At 44.6% G+C, this 17455-nt stretch carries 12 protein-coding genes; 5 read left to right on the forward strand and 7 right to left on the reverse strand.

Going from position 1 to position 17455, the window contains the following annotated elements:
* Positions 1-1594: 1594 nt before the first annotated feature.
* Positions 1595-2989 carry a hypothetical protein gene (locus BJP34_RS13280; RefSeq protein WP_070392760.1) on the reverse strand — a complete coding sequence of 465 codons (1395 nt, stop codon included), beginning with the start codon at positions 2987-2989 and terminating at the stop codon, positions 1595-1597.
* A 280-nt stretch (positions 2990-3269) separates the two neighbouring features.
* Here BJP34_RS13280 and BJP34_RS39670 point away from each other — a divergent pair, with 280 nt between their 5' ends.
* Together BJP34_RS39670 and BJP34_RS13285 are read left to right on the forward strand one after the other, a co-directional pair.
* Positions 3270-3461 carry a hypothetical protein gene (locus tag BJP34_RS39670; RefSeq protein ID WP_149030959.1) on the forward strand — a complete coding sequence of 64 codons (192 nt, stop codon included), beginning with the start codon at positions 3270-3272 and terminating at the stop codon, positions 3459-3461.
* 247 nt (positions 3462-3708) lie between these two features.
* Positions 3709-4869 carry an RNA-guided endonuclease InsQ/TnpB family protein gene (locus BJP34_RS13285; RefSeq protein WP_070392761.1) on the forward strand — a complete coding sequence of 387 codons (1161 nt, stop codon included), beginning with the start codon at positions 3709-3711 and terminating at the stop codon, positions 4867-4869.
* 2 nt (positions 4870-4871) lie between these two features.
* On the opposite strand, the gene BJP34_RS13290 is transcribed toward BJP34_RS13285, so the two are convergent.
* From BJP34_RS13290 to BJP34_RS43185, 3 genes are all read right to left on the reverse strand, one after another.
* On the reverse strand, positions 4872-6644 hold the full coding sequence (locus BJP34_RS13290) for an adenylate/guanylate cyclase domain-containing protein (RefSeq protein ID WP_229424345.1): 1773 nt from the start codon (positions 6642-6644) through the stop codon (positions 4872-4874).
* A gap of 262 nt (positions 6645-6906) precedes the next feature.
* Positions 6907-7689 (reverse strand): HAD family hydrolase, encoded by a 783-nt coding sequence (locus tag BJP34_RS13295; RefSeq protein WP_070392763.1) that lies wholly within the window; start codon positions 7687-7689, stop codon positions 6907-6909.
* Between the two features lie 421 nt (positions 7690-8110).
* Positions 8111-8287 (reverse strand): hypothetical protein, encoded by a 177-nt coding sequence (locus BJP34_RS43185; RefSeq protein ID WP_158517190.1) that lies wholly within the window; start codon positions 8285-8287, stop codon positions 8111-8113.
* A gap of 857 nt (positions 8288-9144) precedes the next feature.
* Between BJP34_RS43185 and BJP34_RS13300 the strand changes: the two genes are divergently transcribed.
* Positions 9145-9516 (forward strand): hypothetical protein, encoded by a 372-nt coding sequence (locus BJP34_RS13300; RefSeq protein ID WP_070392764.1) that lies wholly within the window; start codon positions 9145-9147, stop codon positions 9514-9516.
* Positions 9517-9849: 333 nt separating this feature from the next.
* On the opposite strand, the gene BJP34_RS13305 is transcribed toward BJP34_RS13300, so the two are convergent.
* On the reverse strand, positions 9850-10629 hold the full coding sequence (locus BJP34_RS13305) for a hypothetical protein (protein WP_070392765.1): 780 nt from the start codon (positions 10627-10629) through the stop codon (positions 9850-9852).
* 1381 nt (positions 10630-12010) lie between these two features.
* Here BJP34_RS13305 and BJP34_RS47395 point away from each other — a divergent pair.
* Both BJP34_RS47395 and BJP34_RS48830 read left to right on the forward strand, forming a co-directional pair.
* Entirely contained in the window at positions 12011-14182 is a 2172-nt protein-coding gene (locus tag BJP34_RS47395; RefSeq protein ID WP_083305150.1) for a cellulase family glycosylhydrolase, read from the forward strand.
* 66 nt (positions 14183-14248) lie between these two features.
* Positions 14249-14380: a hypothetical protein gene (locus BJP34_RS48830; RefSeq protein ID WP_267876560.1), complete on the forward strand. Its 132-nt coding sequence runs from the start codon at positions 14249-14251 to the stop codon at positions 14378-14380.
* On the opposite strand, the gene BJP34_RS13315 is transcribed toward BJP34_RS48830, so the two are convergent.
* Entirely contained in the window at positions 14377-16971 is a 2595-nt protein-coding gene (locus BJP34_RS13315) for a glycosyltransferase family 2 protein (RefSeq protein WP_070392766.1), read from the reverse strand. The two genes, BJP34_RS48830 and BJP34_RS13315, sit on opposite strands and share 4 nt — an antisense overlap.
* Before the next feature lie 276 nt (positions 16972-17247).
* Positions 17248-17370: a hypothetical protein gene (locus tag BJP34_RS48835; RefSeq protein ID WP_267876561.1), complete on the reverse strand. Its 123-nt coding sequence runs from the start codon at positions 17368-17370 to the stop codon at positions 17248-17250.
* Positions 17371-17455: the final 85 nt, after the last annotated feature.

The raw sequence follows: 17455 nt of genomic DNA on the forward strand, positions 1-17455 counted from the left end.
TAGACCCCAAGAGTTAAGCGATTGGCCTACGGCCACGCTACGCGATCGCAATCAACTTACAGTTCTAAAACAGATAGTTTTTACTTCGATGTAAGTAATTGTTAGTTCAAGAATAGTTGAATTAACTCTTGGTAGTAATGGCTGAATTATCTCCCATGAAAGATTATATAAGTAGTCGGCTCAAAATCAACGGTTTAGCATTAAGCAATCCTTAAAAAATGCCCATCATTGCTCCAACCCGATGGACTAAAAATTCACAAGAATTAAGAGAATCTTAAAAACGTTGCTCCGAGTACTTATCACTAAACTATTGGTTATCTAAAGGGTATCGCTTTCACGAAAACTAAACTAAACCTTTCACTCTGTAAAGCTTTGATAAAGCTTGCATAAAGCTTTGATCAAAAAACAATGACCAAAAAACAATGATCAGATCAAATTCCATAGTTTATCCCTTTCTCCACAATGGATGTAATCTGTAATTATCGGGGGATGGGAATTAGGCACTAGCCAGGACCTTAGCACCGATGAAGTGAGCACCACTGAAGGCTGACAAGGCTGCTTGTCACACCTGAACGCTATAGCTAGTTTTTTGATTGGGGTGGAAGCCTGAGTTAATGCATTTCCCTGGGTCAAACTTTAAAGGTGAATGTTCTAGTTCACCATTTGCAACATGAGCGGGTTGTTGTGGTACGCAAACTATTACGATGGCGGCAAACTGCTACATGTATAAGCAATTTTGAGTTGGTAGTAACGGCTTCTTTACCTATTATTCCTTTATAATAGGTAATGCTGACAGTACCCTTTTGGGTACTGTTTCACTGCAGTTTCTGTGTTAAGGCAATATGCAGAATATGCATTTAAATTTCAGTCCGAGCCAGTAAGTATTCAGCGGTCAGTGGTCAGTGGTCAGCCGTCAGCCGTCAGCCGTCAGCCGTCAGCCGTCAGCTTCTTTTATTAAAAAGCTGTTTCCGTAGCTTGGCCAATAGCACCTCAAGTAGCGTGCGCGTAGCGCTAATCGCGCTATAGCTGATAGCTGATAGCTGATAGCTGATAGCTGAATGCTTACCCGAGCCACTATTGATGTGTAGCCGTAATCGGCCAGAATTGGAATGAAAACCTCTCTGGGTAAGGGAAAAAGGTCAATTGCCTGAAAGTGAATACTTAATGATATACGCCTCCAAGGTGAATCGCCCTCCCCATCTAGGTTGATCGGTGATTGGATTGCAAGATTTTGTCAAAGTCCCGTTATCTGGTATGTCATTCATGACTACAACTCATCCTTACTGGTTTAGGACAACCAAGAGCATCAAGCTTTATTGGTCCTCCTCACTATAATTAATCACTCCAAAAATTGAATTTTTATACAATTTTATGTAAAGTTTTGTAACGAATATCATGGTCATCACCCAGGCAATTCAACCTATGAATGCTAAACTAAACCACGATTAGGATTAAATTCAACATCTGGAGTGGGCTTGGGGAGAACTGGTTGAGGAAATTTTGCTTTTGCGATCGCAAAGGCGCGGAAGCGAAGCTTCATCGCCTTTGGCGGGCTCTTCGAGCCATCGCATAACCTTTGTCGCCTAGGGGAGTCTCAATCTGCTAGATTAATTTGCCACAGACCATACCAATTCCTAACTGCCAACCATACTGTAGAGAGCAATCCCGCCAGGCTCAAGGTCAGACCACTGTAAGGAACCAATAACCCAAACACAGGTAGTATCGCTCCAGCAATCGTACACACCACTGCTGCCCAAGAAGTATCACGGGTTTTCCCTAACCCCCAAACAAGTACCAGCAACACCAAAGAAATACCAGTCCAAGCCAACTGAGCATTCATCACTCGGCTCATATAAGTCAGAGTGAGCAGACAAGCAAAGAAAATTCCCCCAGCAATCATCACATTCCGTAAGTGCAGTGGTAGAGATAAATACAGCAGAAGCAACCACCACAGAAACAACCCAGGCGCTAACAACAGCAGACGAGGAATCACCCCTGTATTCCTTACTGGATCAGTAGCTGTGAATACTCCAAAGGGGTTTAGCACTGAAACATTATCGTCAAATCTCCAAGTAAACACTGTAGTTTTCCCCTCGACACTAGTCTCAGTCGGAGCAATCCCACTAGCGAAGTCAGCTTTAGGAAAATTTGTCTGTACTGTGAGGCGGAAGTTAGACACCAATTCTCTACCAGCTGTGTAAATCCACCGTGGTCCCCCTTGAGCTTGGTAGGTAACACGGAAACTGGTGGATTGACCCGGTTCTAGACGCAATGGAAAACTGTAGTTACCCGGATTGGTGGGGTTTAATCGCTCACCCTCCCGTTCTACTCGGAAATCTTGCAACAGCGAGTAGCTGTAAGGCTTTCTCACCTCAAAAAATAGCTCCTCTGTTTCTGCAAGGGAGTTGGTGACTTTGTAGTCAGCAGCAAAGTCAATGCGGTAATTATTACGACGGTCTTGGAGATTAGGAATTTGGTCAATCTTGACCTCAATATCAGAGCTACTCAGGGCTAGCCAGCGGTTGACTTGGCGAGTATCCTCAATCTGGACAGGTTTCCCTTTGACCGTAGTAGTGTAAGTATAAGGTTCCTCGATCACATAGCGAACCTGGGGTGCCGCTTGTTCTAGTCGTAACCCAGCTACGGTGTGTGCAACTTGAACTACCCGATCCTGTTCCCAATGATGGTAGCGATTGGCCAAGGTTGAACACAGAAAGAAACCTGATACTAAGATTGCCAAAATCACCACCCCGTGTTGGCATCCCCGCAGTAGGGCAGAATAGCGCACCACCCACTCTCCCACAAAAATTGCTTGCTCTGGCTCGGCACGGCGCAAGGCAATGCTCAGCAGCGCAATCACAATTCCTAAAGCAAGTATAAATAGCGCCAGCACTGCCAATACAGTGAGTAATTTGCTACCAAACTCGATTAACTCATGAGGATGGGTGAGATCAGGTAAGTTTGGGATACCTCGGGGACTGTAAAACATAACCAGTCGTGTGTAACAATCATTTTAATCTTCTCGTACAAAGACGGTTAACTCTGATCAGGAGTTTCTGGCAAAAACCCTACTAACTATAGGGTTTCCTAGTATGGGTGAGGTATATCTAAATTTTCTTCCCTAGACCTCTTGCAAAAGTATTTTTTTGATACTGTTTTCGTCAATTATTGTTACTGTTTTCTGTCTCCTGTCTCCTGTCTCCTGACAACTGCCGCGAAGTCTCCTGTCTTGATGCAGTTCTTGACCTTGTCAGCCATGCAAAGCGCGAGTGGGGGAAACCACGGCAGTTGCTCATGGGGGAAACCACGGCAAAGCGCGAGTGGGGGGAACCCCCTTTGGCCGACTGCCTCCCCAAGACCGCACTGCCTCCCCAAGACGGCGCTGCATCGCTACCAAAAATCCCTATATACTTTCTTGCCTCTTGCCTCTTGCCTCTTGCCTCTTGCCTTTCCCTAGCTGACGGCTAACTGTTGATACCTGACGCCTTATATTCACCGAGAAAAGGGGGCTCGGGGGATTATCCCTCGCAGCCAGCCGTTCGCGCAGCGTGACCAAAGGTCAACGCGCCCCGCGTGACACTAGGTCAAGGGTTCAATACCCTTGTTCGCGTAGCGTCGGCAATGCCTCGGTTGGCGCTTCATTCTTCCGGAATATCCCGCAATCTTGATGTAGACTAAATCTAGATACTCACATGTGAAATATTGGAGATGGAAAACACAGTATTAACAATAGTTTGCAAGATTCAGCCAACCCCTGATCAAGCCAAGAAGATCGAGGCGACACTCAAAGGGTTTGCGGAAGCTTGCACCTACACAAATGCTGTGGTGAAATCATCCATAACCAGCAAGAACACCATACAAGCTCAGGTTTATCAATACATCAGAGATACCTACAGCTTGAGTTCTAACTTAGCGGTAAGAGTTTGTGGGCGTGTGGCTGCGAACAGGAAAACTGCTAAGCACAAAAACAAGCCTGTATCAGAGTTTAAGCCAACTAGTGCTGATTACGATGCCAGAATTTTTAGTTATAGGGAAAAAGACCAAACCGTTAGTTTGACTTTAGTTGGTGGCAGGGAAAGGTTTCTTTTGCACATTGGAAACTACCAAGTCGGAAAACTCAAAGGCAAAAAACCTACCTCAGCCCAATTATGCAAGCATCGTGATGGTCAGTATTACATTCATATTCAGGTAAAAGACAAGCCTCCTAAACCCCAAGAACCAAAGAAAGTCATCGGGGTTGATCTCGGACGTACAGATATTGCTGTGACCAGTGAAAATCAAAGCTTTTCTGGGAGGCAGATAACGCAAATCAGGGATAAATTTGCCAGAGTCAGATCGCAAATCCAGAACAAAGCCTCGAAGGGCACAAGAAGCAGTAGACGCAGATGTCGCCAGGTTCAGAAACGGCTATCAGGCAAGGAAAGGCGATTCCAGACTTGGGTTAACCACAACGTGAGTAAAGCCATAGTAGAGTTAGCAAAATCTCAAGGAGCGGTAATTGCTTTAGAGGATTTGACAGGGATCAGGGAAAGGACAAACCTTCAGCCAAGATCTAAGACCGAAAGAAGAAGATCTAATAGTTGGGCTTTTTATCAACTTCGGGAATTCATCCGGTACAAGGCTTTAGAGGCTGGGGTAAAAGTTATCTTTGTCGATCCTCGTTATACTTCTCAAACATGCCACAAGTGCCTACATATTCATCCAGTTAAAGGTAAATCTTATCGGTCTGGAAAACGCTACAAATGTGGTGCCTGTGGATGGAATGGGGATGCCGACTTTAATGGCTCCATGATGATCAAACAATTGGGGCAGAGTGTAACCCTGCCCGGAGGTTCGTACTTATCCTGTTTTCTAACAGATATTGTATAGGGCTACTGAAAGCCCCCGGCTTCTAGCCGTGGGGATTGGTTACTTCTATCATTTATCGACTTGTAGAGAGCATCAAGCCTTTTCTTTACCTCTGGAGGTTGGGATGTAAAACGGATATAAAACCCTAGTTTTTCTGTCTCAATTGACGTCACTTTAGCATAGATGTCATCACTATATTCGGCTTGGGATTGATTTAATATATTTAGGCTTATATTACTGAGCTCTACTGGTAAATCCTCTCTTCGTCTCTCGTAGGAACGCACTTTTCCTCCCTTAGCTGAAAGCTGAATTAAACTTCCAAGAAAAAGATTTTTGCCGATATGCTTTCCTTCCAAAATTTTGTAGGTGAGTGGGATAGTTTTAGTAAGGGAAAAAAACGTCTCGTCTTCTTTAGGTATAAATAGATTGTAGTCATCACCAATACCCACAACTTGATAGATAGTAATTGGCTGTTTAACCCCTTTTGGTTGTACCTGTTTGTACCCGTGAATCATCACGATTGACTTAACCTGTTCAAAGGTAGATTCTGAAATCAGAATTTGACCACCTATGGTATAGGATTCAATGCGATAGGTTAAGTTTACTTGGCTACCTACTACACTGTAATCGGTGCGTTTTTCCGAGCCAATATTGCCCACCACAACATCACCTGTGTTGATACCAATACCCATTTCTAGAGGTGGATAGCCCCACGCATTCATCGTTTCATTGACAGGAACCATTGCCAATTGCATCGCCACAGCACAAGCAACTGCCCGTTTTGTATCGTCTTCTTTCGCCGTAGGAGCACCAAACAAAACCAAAATTCCATCACCCATGAACTTATCAATGGTTCCTTGGTATTTAGTAATTACCTCTGACATATATTTCAGATAGAGGTTGAGTATTTGAACCACTTCTTCGGGAAGCAATCGTTCTGATAGGGCTGTAAATCCTCTTAAATCAGAGGTTAGTATGGTTAGAGTTTTGCGCTGGCCTCCCAGTTTCAATTCTTCGGGTTTTTCCAGTAACTTATCTACTACTTCCTTACTCAGGTAACGCCCAAAAATCTGACTAATGATTTGATTCCTTTTTTCTAAATCTTGGTTAGCTTCAGCCAAAGCAGCCGTGCGTTCCCTAACCCGCCTTTTTAATTCCTTTGCTGTTTGACGCAATCTACCGATAACCAAAATTAGCCCTGACAGTGCCAACACAGATAGTCCTCCTAAGGTGATAAATGTACTCCTCAAACTCATTTGTGTATGTACCACAAATTTATCTAGAGGCTGAATGATTTCCAAAACACCTCTGACCTCTCCTACTTTCCAGTCCATCCTGGGACTATCCGGATGGCTGTTATGACAAGCAATGCAGCTAGGCTCCATAATGATGGCTTCTGCATATCGAAATGAGGAACGACCTTGGATCTGCTCTTGGCGAAAAAATGACTGAGTGGGATATTGTCTCAAGAACTTGAGTGCATCCCATTCAAAATCATCTTTCGGACCCCCTTCGGCTCGTCGATTGGGAAAGGGATAATCACTGTACAGCCTGATTAAAGCTCCCCTATCATTGGCACTGATGCGCGAACCCAGTTCTATCACATAGGTAGCTGGATTAGGAATTGCCCCTTTTTTGGTGGTGTAGTCATGGGTAACGGTAATCCCATGAACAGTTTTAGCACGACTAACCACCTCAGTACTGTAGAGGTTACGTGCCTCATTAATAACTTGAGTGGATAAGGCGGAATACTCTAGTGCGTGGGATTCAATTAGATCCATAGAGAGACGAGACATGCTTGAGAGGGCAATTCCCACTCCCAGGCAAAACATGATCGTTAGAACCAGGATTATTCTCTGAAAAATTAGGTTGAGTAACCAGTTCCAGAATTTAAAAATTAGGTGTCGCATCCCATAGAAACCCTAACCGAAAAGCGTTTTATTCAAAATCCCTTTCACCCCTGGTTGAGAACACCATCTCAGAGGTGATAGTTATAGAGTTCCCTGAAATGCTGACAAAACCTAAATTTCGCTTACCATTAGGACTAATACTTAATGCTTAATCTAGCCAATTTGAAAAATCCTGGGAAAATTGCTCAAGAGACAACAACTGAATTCTCGGGTCATTACAAGCAGATTCTTGCTCAGCTTTGGTGTTGTAGCCCCAATCAGCTAGATAGAGTTTCACCGGTTTTAGGTCTGGCTGCTGTTGCACAGATTTAAGGCTCTTGAACCGATCTTCCACAAACCATAGTGTTACGGCTTCCCCTGGGAAAGCTTCCATTAATTGTCGTAGGGTTTGATGTTTAGGTCGTTTGGACTCCTTGCCAATAATTCTGTCTTGTGGTAATTTAATACCTTGTTGCAGCAATAGCTGGTTGATGAAGCGTCCTTCTTTAGTAGAAACAATATATACCTGTGTAGTATTTGTGGAAAGTATTTGCTCCAATCGCTCAATCACACCGGGATAAAATTGGTGTAGACTCAACCAACCATCTAAATCGGTAGTAATCCATTTATCCCGAATAGTGTCTAACTGCTTAGCTATATCGGTTCTGTCTAAGGTCTCGGAATTAACGATAGACTGGGCAACCGTTGACCAATTCTGCAAAATCTCGTCTTCTGAAATACCGAGAATCAGCGCGTGAATCAATATTGGCATTTCCCAGCCGATTTGGATCACAGGTCGTAAGGGGTAGAAGCTAGCTGCTAAATTTTCGGGTGGTGTTTCACTGGCGGGTTTCCAAATTTGACAGTATGTACGCCACGCCGTCTGAAAATATTCTAATAGTCCGTCACACAGAACACCGTCAAAGTCAAGAGCCAGAATTGTGGGTACCATTTCACTTAATTAATACTTATGAATACTACAAATTACTATACTCAAAATTGAGAAAAAAAAGTCAAATAGTTTAGCTTTACTTTTTGCCATTATTTTTGTACCTTATGCAATAATAGATAGCAAGGTTTTAGTGAATTGGTATAATTTTATAGCACCCTATCAAGTTATAGTTTTTATGGCACTCCAGCAAATTTAAGAAGATTGAGCTTTGCTCACGCTACGCTCCGGAAGCTAAGCTTCCGCGCTTATGGGATTGGCCGTAGGCCACGCTACGGGATCGACAATACCAAATTTTCCTGAATGTGAACCCAGTGTTGGTGTCTGACTTGCCTGTGACCAAAGGGGTAAGCAGCAACTGAAAACTCCACTGGATTGAACTACCCTCCTTGAGCACGGTCTCAACTACTTCACAGGCCCACGATCAGGGGCAGAAACTTGTGTAGTACAATCCATTGGTAATGCCAACGAACGAGAGACTGGGGATACTCTTAAACCGTTGAGTGCGATCGCTTTTGGCGATCGCATTGCTCACTTTATGACTCCCTAAATCTAGCGCTATATATAAATTAGGAGCTCTCAACGTATATAGCGTTTTCATTTCACCTGAAAATGCTATACTTATTAAGCCAAACCACTATTCCTCCTCAAGGAACCATAAAAACTAATAGAAGTTACCACCTAACCCAGGGTTTTTGAGATCAAGTTTTTCGATGAGCCCTTGTCCTTTGCTTATCAGGTGCATCTCATATTTGTAAATAAAGAAGGGAAGTGTGGGAAGTGTGGGGCCCGGGCGCGGGAAATGTGCCAATTTTCGCGCGAATTTTTTCGTAATTGTAAAAGCGATGCAGAGGTGTGACCCGTGGCGAATTTAATTACGGGTCAAACGCACCATTACGGTCTTGGGGAGGCAGCGCGGTGTTGGGAAGGCAGCGCCGACCTGGGGGGGTTTCCCCTATGAGGGACTGCCGTGGTTACCCCCATGAGCGCTTTGCATCAAGAAAGGATGAAGTTTTACCAAAGGATAAAGGTAAAGGGAAATTTTTATCGTTCATCCCAGGTTACTGTCACTCTAAATCTTGACTATTGGTCAGATCAATAACTTAAAAAACACGCTTCCTAGTAAGTTATTCCAGCCTCACCGGTGTGGGAATATAAATCAATAGAAATTGGCCATAAATTCAATTATTCGTTAAGTACAGTATAAGTTATATATAACGAAAAAAACAATTGCAAACTATGGATTTTTTTTAAATTAATTTAAGCATTATAAAATGGCATAAATGAGTAAATACTACCAATCCATGTTTTTTTTTAACGAATCAACCATTGGATAAATTCTCAAAAGGAAACCCTAAGAGCATTTGTTCGTTGTAGACTACAAATAATTTGAGCGAATCCATTTTTCATCAATTACCATAAAGAAAATAAGAGCTATAATCAACTTAGAGGTACAAAATGAATACTTGGGTAAAGTCAGAAGCTGCGTACCTAGAAAATCATCGCCCTTGGTACGAGGGACCTCATGGCACTTGCAATCTCCTCAAACCGACTCTAATCCACATGGGAGACGATAAGCCACTTCATTTGATGTTCCCTGTCCATTGGACTGAAGCTATAGATGCCTTACCTCAAGCTAAAACAATGGCACGGCAACTCGATGGGTTCTTAGTACTACTGCTTTATGGACAGGCATCTGACCAAGAAATTCAATCCTTGGTACTAGAATTAGCAGAAGCCCAAGTTCTCCCCTTGTGGCTAGGTTGGCAAAATAGGAAAAGATTCGACCGCATTGTAGCGATGCTTTCGACGAATTCTGAACTGAATTGATGTCAGTGCATATGATGTAAGTGCATAGTAAGGGTGCATTCAAGGCATTTAGCACTGATCTTGACAGTGCTTGCATGGTTTGTGACGAGGATTCTTTAGGAGTTAGACCTTGAATTATTGAAGCAATAGAATTATTGAAGCAATCCACATGAACATTATGAACAGACTAGACATAATCCAGCTGAGGTGATTAGGGTTTTTATTAAAACATTACGTGGTAAGATTCCGGTTTGACTGGTAAGAAAAGATAATGACTAACCCTTGATATGACTTAACTATCAATATCTAGGAATTAGCCATTACCAAGTTTTTTTGGTAGCTATCTGATCACGACTACTCGAGTGAGGTTTTCGGTGACCGTCTTTCCATAGCCTTTTTTACAGTGACCATCTGAGACATAAGATGCTGAACTTTAGTGTAGAGTTGGTCAAACTCATCACCATTAAGGGGAGTTGGTTTCATCTGTGGCTCCTGAGCAGCATTGGGTGGAGCATAGGCTAGAAATGATTGCACCGATGGAAACCTAGCCGTAGCTGCTCGCACGTCCAAGTCGCGTTTAGTGGGGGATTGAGTGGATGGTTCATGATCCACTGTTTGATTGGTAATTATTACAGGTTCAGTTACTGACCCAGTTTCGGCAATCGGATGGTAGGTTTTGGGCAAGGGTTCGGAAGTGACTTGCTCAACATTGCTAATGGGCTGGTAGTTGTCGTTCAAAGATAGTGAAGTGTCTTTCTCTGAGGTAAACTCCTTCAGTCCAGAAGCGTCTAACCTAGAGTCTGAGAGCTGAAGTGTCTCTAACAATTCCTCCTTTTTCTTGAGATTTTCCTCAAGACCCGATAACTGTGCCTCTATATCAGACCGGTTGCGGTCAGCGGAGCGCCATCCGGTCATGGCCACTGTAGCAGTTCCTACAGTCAGACTTAGTAGCGCTGCTAAACCCAAGTAAGGTGGAGCTACGTCCATTAACTTACCGTCAAACACTGGCTCCTCTTGCACTTCAATATTTAAAGGTCTAGAGCCAAACCAAGCGAGTGGTATGGTTAGGACGGCAAACAGTGCAGCTGAAAATACGATCGGTTTCAGGACAAATTGTTTAATCGGAGATGTCATAATCAGTAGTTTCCTTCTATAGTTGCCGCATCAGCCATTTAACCTGAGCCACGTAAGACTTTGCCAAGTTTTGATCAAGTTGTGATGTGTTTAGTCTTTCGCTCACTCCTTATCGGTGGTCAGCGGCAGAAATAGTTTTTTGTAGCTGCACCCTTTAATACTTTGGCTTTTCTTTAAGTTAATCCGTACTCATCCCATGTTTTATAAAAGTTTTATGAAACCCTTCACTAAGTTTATGAATTTTACATGAATAAGTAGTGAAGGTATATTTATAGGAATAAGTAGTGAAGGTATATTTGTAGGAATAAGTAGTGCAGGTATATCAACCCCTTCTAGATTGAAACTTGCAGTTCCTAGTGATCACCTGAGAACTTTACAATTGATCAGAAATTTACAATTCAAAGGTTATTTAGGTCAGAATACTCCCGGAAAAATCGAGGGTTTTGAAGGTGGATGTGGGTAAAACTAAAAAGGGTTATGGAGCTAAAACCCCTGTTCAGTAAGGGTTTGACTGTATGCCCCCAAAAGTTGTTGAGTTTTTTAATGACCTACCCCGGCTTAGTGTTGGGAATCTCTTAGGTGCGCGCCTCCTCTGACGGGGTGACAAACAGCCTTAAAAGCTTTACGGGGTGTGGGGTGTGGGGTGATGGGTGTAGGGGAAGATCAGGAGCTGGCGGAGTGGCGACGGGACGGTTAAATCAGCTTTCGGAGCGATTGTTATCGCACCGGCTCACTCCAAATTTGCTGTCTTGATGCAGTCGCTCATGGGGGAAACCCCCTCATGAAGGCGCTGCATCGCTGTCAGCCATGCAAAGCGCGAGTGGGGGAAACCCCCTCATGAAGGCGCTGCATCGCTTCTATTTTCCCCACCCCCCACACCCCACACCCCATACCCTGTCTAGTTTTTAGCCTTGTTGTCACCCCCTCAGGCCGCGAGCAATCCCTCGCGGCCTTGGGTCGCACCTCAAGATACTTTGTGAAGTTTGTGTGATCTCCCCCCAGAAATTCCTATAGGTGCGCGCGACTCTAGGCTTTACCCATCAAGCATTACAGGATTTTTAACCAGGGGAATTGTATGGTTTCGGTTTTCAGGAGATACACTGACATTAGCGCTAGTTTTGGGTATTGATATTAAGGGATTGTCTATGGTCACCTACCCATTGCCCTATATATATATAGTTGCTTAATTTAGTTTTTCGAGTTAGTCAAGGTGCGCCCCTCCAAGGCCGCGAGCAATCCCTCGCGGCCTTGGGTCGCACCTCAGGGTGAAGGAAGCTCAATCTCAAGTTCTTAGATGCGCTTGACCTATTAAGAATTAAATTCCCGTGGCGGTGCGCGCCTCTAGTTGTAACCAACTCTACCTCTTCTCTTGTAGAAACCAATGTCTAGATTTTTCCGGCACATATCCCGAGTTGCCCGCATCCTATCAACTATCCTGCTGACAATCATCAGCCATTTCGGGCAGTTTCGACGGCGCAAGCCTGGGCATAGTAGGCTTCCTAAGTACCGGCGAACCAAATTTAGACTCCCTTGGCGAATCATTGGTCTTGGCTTAGGGTTAGTCTTTTTATCCCTGATGGAATTAACCTTGCCTTCTCACCATCCTGTTGATGCAGCCAATACCGCAAGAACCATGCAGCTACCTCTTTATACTCAAGGATCACAACTACTTGATTCCTTAGGTCGCCCGATATTACTCAGAGGGGTGAACTGGTTTGGGATTGAGACAAACTTGCATGCTCCTCATGGGTTGTGGAAACGAGACTACAAGGATATGTTGGCGCAGATCAAAAGCTTGGGCTACAACATGATTCGGCTGCCGTTTTCTATCCAATCTCTAAGAGCCTCAGAGGTCAGTGGGATTGATTTCAACATCGGTAACAATCGGGAGCTTTACGGTAAATCGCCCTTGGAGGTGATGGATGCCATTATCAAGGAAGCCCAGAAGCAAGGCATATTAATTTTGTTGGACTGTCACCAACTCAATGACCAACGTATTCCTCCATTATGGTACGGGGATGGGTTTACGGAAACTGATTGGATAGAAACCTGGAAAATGCTGGCAAATCGTTACCGTAATCAACCTAATGTGATTGGCGCAGACCTGAAAAATGAACCCCATGGCTCAGCCAGCTGGGGGACAAACGATCTGGCTACTGACTGGCGACTGGCAGCACAGAGGGCTGGTAATGCCATTCTTGCGGTCAACCCCAAATGGCTGATAGTTGTTGAAGGTGTAGAAAAGAATGTTCCAGGTCAACGACTAGCGACCCATTGGCATGGGGGTAATCTGGAAGGAGTTAGGGAATATCCAGTACGTTTGTCTAATCCGAATAAGCTGGTCTATTCCCCCCATGAATATGGCCCTGGAGTTTTCAATCACTCTTGGTTTTCAGAACCGAGTTTCCCTAACAATTTGGAATACCGCTGGGAAATTGCTTGGAACTATATCGCTAGACAAGGCATTGCGCCGATTTTGATCGGAGAATTCGGTGGAAAGGAGGTAGACCCTAACTCAACAGAGGGAGTGTGGAAGCGGCGGCTGGTAGATTACATTAATCGAAACAACCTCAGTTTTGCCTACTGGAGTTGGAATCCCAATAGTGGGGATACTGGCGGGATCCTGCAAGATGATTGGCAGAGTGTGGAGGGTCCTAAGCAACAACTGCTTCAGGGATTGCTAATTGCCAACAATTTCGCCCCGAATGTGGGAGTTGCTCCGATTATCCCCTCAATTTCCATACCGCGACCAAGTTTCCCACCAGGCAGAACCAAACCAATGCCCACGCCATTACCGAATTCCCAACCCAGGTCAATCGGGCAAATGCCTACACCAACACCAACAAGTAGGCAGCCATCCAGAAGCGTTGCACCACTACCTCCACCCCTCTCCAATCCCACATCCAGGAGGGTTGCACCACTACCCCTACCTAACCTGCGTACCAACCCAGGTGTAATCGCACCGTTACCTGCACCGTTACCTGCACCATCACCAACTGTCACACCAAGGCAAGTTACACCCCTACCCCTACCGTCACCCCTTGCCAATCCAGGTTTCAAGGAGCCACTACCTTTACCATCCCCCAGTGCCACACCCAACACCATGGCACCCTTACCTTCACCGCCACCCGATACCAACCAAGGTGTAAGGGAGCGAAGACCAACACCCGAACCTAGCCCTAATCTCTCTAACCCTAATCTCTCTACAAGGTCACAGACTAGAAACCGTGTCCCTTTAAAAGTTGTACCTAACCTGCATTCAGATTGGCAAGAAGGATTTTGCATCGGTATACAGGTTATCAATGAGGGCAGTACTAAGGTTGAAGACTGGGAATTAACATTCCAAATGAATCAAGCTGCGATTAACAATAGTTGGAATGGTAATTTCCAACCCCCTAACAGGGAAAACTCTCAATCCTCTAAAGACTATGTGGTCACCCCGCTGGATTGGGGAGGATTGATCGAACCTGGTCAAAGCCGTCATTTAGGATTCTGTGCCAACAAGCTAGGGTCTGACTACAAACCCCAGCAAATGTTGGCATCAGGGCAATGAAGGATTAAGTGTGAAGGATCAAGTGTGAAGGATCAAGTGTGAAGGATCAAGTGTGAAGGATCAAGTGTGAACAACCTTGGCCTTTGGCCACGCAATCGCGTTCAACCTTGGCCTTTGGCCACGCAATCGCGTTCAACCTTTCAACCTTGGCCTTTGGCCACGCGATCGCGTTCAACTTTCAACTATAGTACCTTCTAGAGTACCTTCAAAAGCTGTTTAATTTTGGTCTCCTGTTTCTGCTTTAATTGGTCTGGGAACTTCAACTCAATGGCAACTTGATCGGATAAATCTTCGACATCTACAATTTGAGCTAACAATCGCTGTGGTAACTGGTTAGTGGATTCCTGACTCAATAGCAAGCCAACGAAAGGTTGGTCTTGCTCCATTCTCCGCAAATCTTCTGGTGTGAGCAATGGACTAGTTTGCTCGGTGGTGTCAGAAAATTCAGTGCTGCGCTCTAATTCCACCCGTAAACTCATGACTCCCATTTCAGTTGCCCTGCCACTGTAAAACTTACCTTCCCAATAAAGCTGAGCAGTAGCCCTAATCTGTTTACGCACCTTAGTACTGGTTTGGGTGTTCAACTCTCGGAAGGAACGGAACATACCAGTGGCGAGGAAACCTAAGGAGCCCATGGGTCGGTCTGTGATCCCACGCTTCTGGGAATACCACTCCCTGACATCGGAATAAATTACTAAGACTAAATCATCTAGCTGAGCTTGAGTGGGGTTGATAAAATTAATCGCAAGGTGAACTTGATGGTCACTAATGGGTGTCTTGCGGATAATTTGTCCAGCAACAAAGGCTCGTCTGCCGTAATCTCCCACAATTTCAAGGTCTACTTGATCAGGTAGGTTGGGCCAGCTATCTAAGGCAATTAAAACTCCGCTTTCTGAGATATTAACCGTTTCCCCTGGCCAACTCTGGTCAGGGGTGTGAATTGTCACCGGAAGGCGTCGTAGCAGGCGGTGTTTGGGGCGTTGTTGGGGTTGTTCAAAGGCAACCAGCAAACCTGCTATCAGCAGAACCGAGTTAAAGACGCACCACATGGCGTTAACCAAGACCGCCTCTGTATCTTCTGGGCGGAGCAGCAGCCAAAACGGAACAGCTAGTAAGGCAGCAATCACTATAGCTGTTACTACCAAAAGACCCTGTACTGACTGCCAATCAAAACTCCGCTGACTAACCGATACCCCCTTGTCAGTTACATTAAATGAACCGAGCTTGGGGTTAATCACCGCCATCAGAGTGACATACCCCGTCTGGAATGACATCACAAATTCAAACACCTCGTTCCAGAAGGAAAAGCGAACTTCTTTGTAGGTGATATAGTTAGCATTGAGGCTAATCAGTAGATGGGGCAGGGCATAAAATAAGGTTTCTAGCCCCAAACCCTGAATGGGATTGATGCCAAACAATAGGAATAGAGTGGGAGTGACAGCGTAAATCAGCCGGGGAAAGCCATAGAAGAAGTGGGAGGTGGCTGAAAAATAGCAAATCCGCTGGCCTAAGGTGAGATGTTTTGCCTTCCAGTTCAACAAGGGGAATTCTAGCCGTAGAATCTGAGCCATTCCCCTTGCCCAACGCACTTGCTGACCCACATAAGACGCAAAGGTTTCAGGGGCTAAGCCAGCAACCATAATCTGGTCATAGTACACTGACTCATAACCTAAGGAATGGAGTCGGAAGGCCGTGTGACAATCTTCTGTAACGGTTTCAACAGCAATTCCCCCAATCTCCAGCGCATGGGTTTTGCGAATTACCGCTGCTGAGCCACAGAAAAAGGAAGCATTCCAGAAGTCATTGCCCTTTTGTAGTACTTTATAAAAGAGTTCATTCATCACTGGAATCTCACCCTTAGTCTGCAGATTTCGCTCAAAGGGGTCGGGGTTAAAGAACCAGTGGGGGGTTTGCACAAAGGATACGTTTGGGTTGTAGAAAAACCCGACTGTGCGCATCAGAAATTTTCGCGCTGGGATGTGATCGCAGTCCAGAATCAATACCAGATCGCCCTTGGTAGTCTTAAAAGCTGTGTTGATATTACCTGCCTTGGCATGATCATTGTTAGGTCTAGTCAGCATTTTACAGCCGATTTCTTCGCACATCTGCTTCAACTTTTTGCGACGCTCTGGATACTTTCTGCCATCATCTAAGACATAGACTTGTTTTTTATCCTCCGGATAGTCCATAGCCAGAGCGGCTACTGCTGTATTGCGGACAATTTCCACAGGCTCGTTGTAGGTTGGAATGTAGATATCAACCTTGAACCATTGGTCTTGAGGATAGTTAGCCAGATCAACGATTTCTCGGTCTTTGATTTTGAGAGTTTGAAAATAAGCTAGCACTAGGGTTAGAATTGCATACAATTCCGCCCCCAACAACAGCACACAGAAAAACCCGTTGATCCAAGTATCAAAATTTAGGGTATAGGCAAAGCGATAGTATAGGTAGCGCATGGTGGTCACCAGGCTCAGCCATACTAAAAACAGATGAAAATACTCACTGACTGTTTTATCAGATTGTTTGGCTTCAGTGCGCACTACCACTTGACCAACCAATATTAGTGCGATCGCTACAATCCCCTGCTGCCTGACTGTTAGGGGTGTAGTAATCAGGGGTATGGATAGCAACACCAGCAGCAAAATCAGCCACCACAAGTGATTCGACCCTAGCCGTGCTAGGACTCGGTCAAAAAACCGAGGTAGGCGATCAACGAGTAATGTAATTAAAGGGGATCGACGAGGGCGATTTTGCCTATTTCTCGATTGTTTGAATAAGGAAAAAGACATAGCAATTTATAGCATTTTGATTTGAGATGTGAAACTAATATTGATTAACAAAGGGAACAGGGAACAGGGAACAGGGAACAGGGAACAGGGAACATTACTAAAGATATCGCCGTATTTTTTTGTGTTATTTATAAATCATAATTTGGTTTTATGATCTATTTTTAAATGCTATATAGGTTATGTAATAATTAGTGATTAGTAATTAGTGATTACTCATTTTTAAGTCAGTGAAATTTTAATCTAATAGCATTCAGTATTCAGCATTCAGCTATCAACTTATGGGCTAAGTCCACGCTCAGCGAACAGCCGTTGGCCAACGGCCAACGGCTGACCACTGACCACTGACCACTGACCACTGACTACTGACCACTGACGGCTGAGGGCTGAACGCGCACGCACCTCAAGTAGCGCATATGCTTACTCATAGCATCTAATAGACAAAAAATAGTAAAGACTAATCAAGACTAAAGACTAATCACTAATC

This window comes from Moorena producens PAL-8-15-08-1 (assembly GCF_001767235.1).
GTDB classification, from domain to species: Bacteria; Cyanobacteriota; Cyanobacteriia; order Cyanobacteriales; family Coleofasciculaceae; genus Moorena; species Moorena producens_A.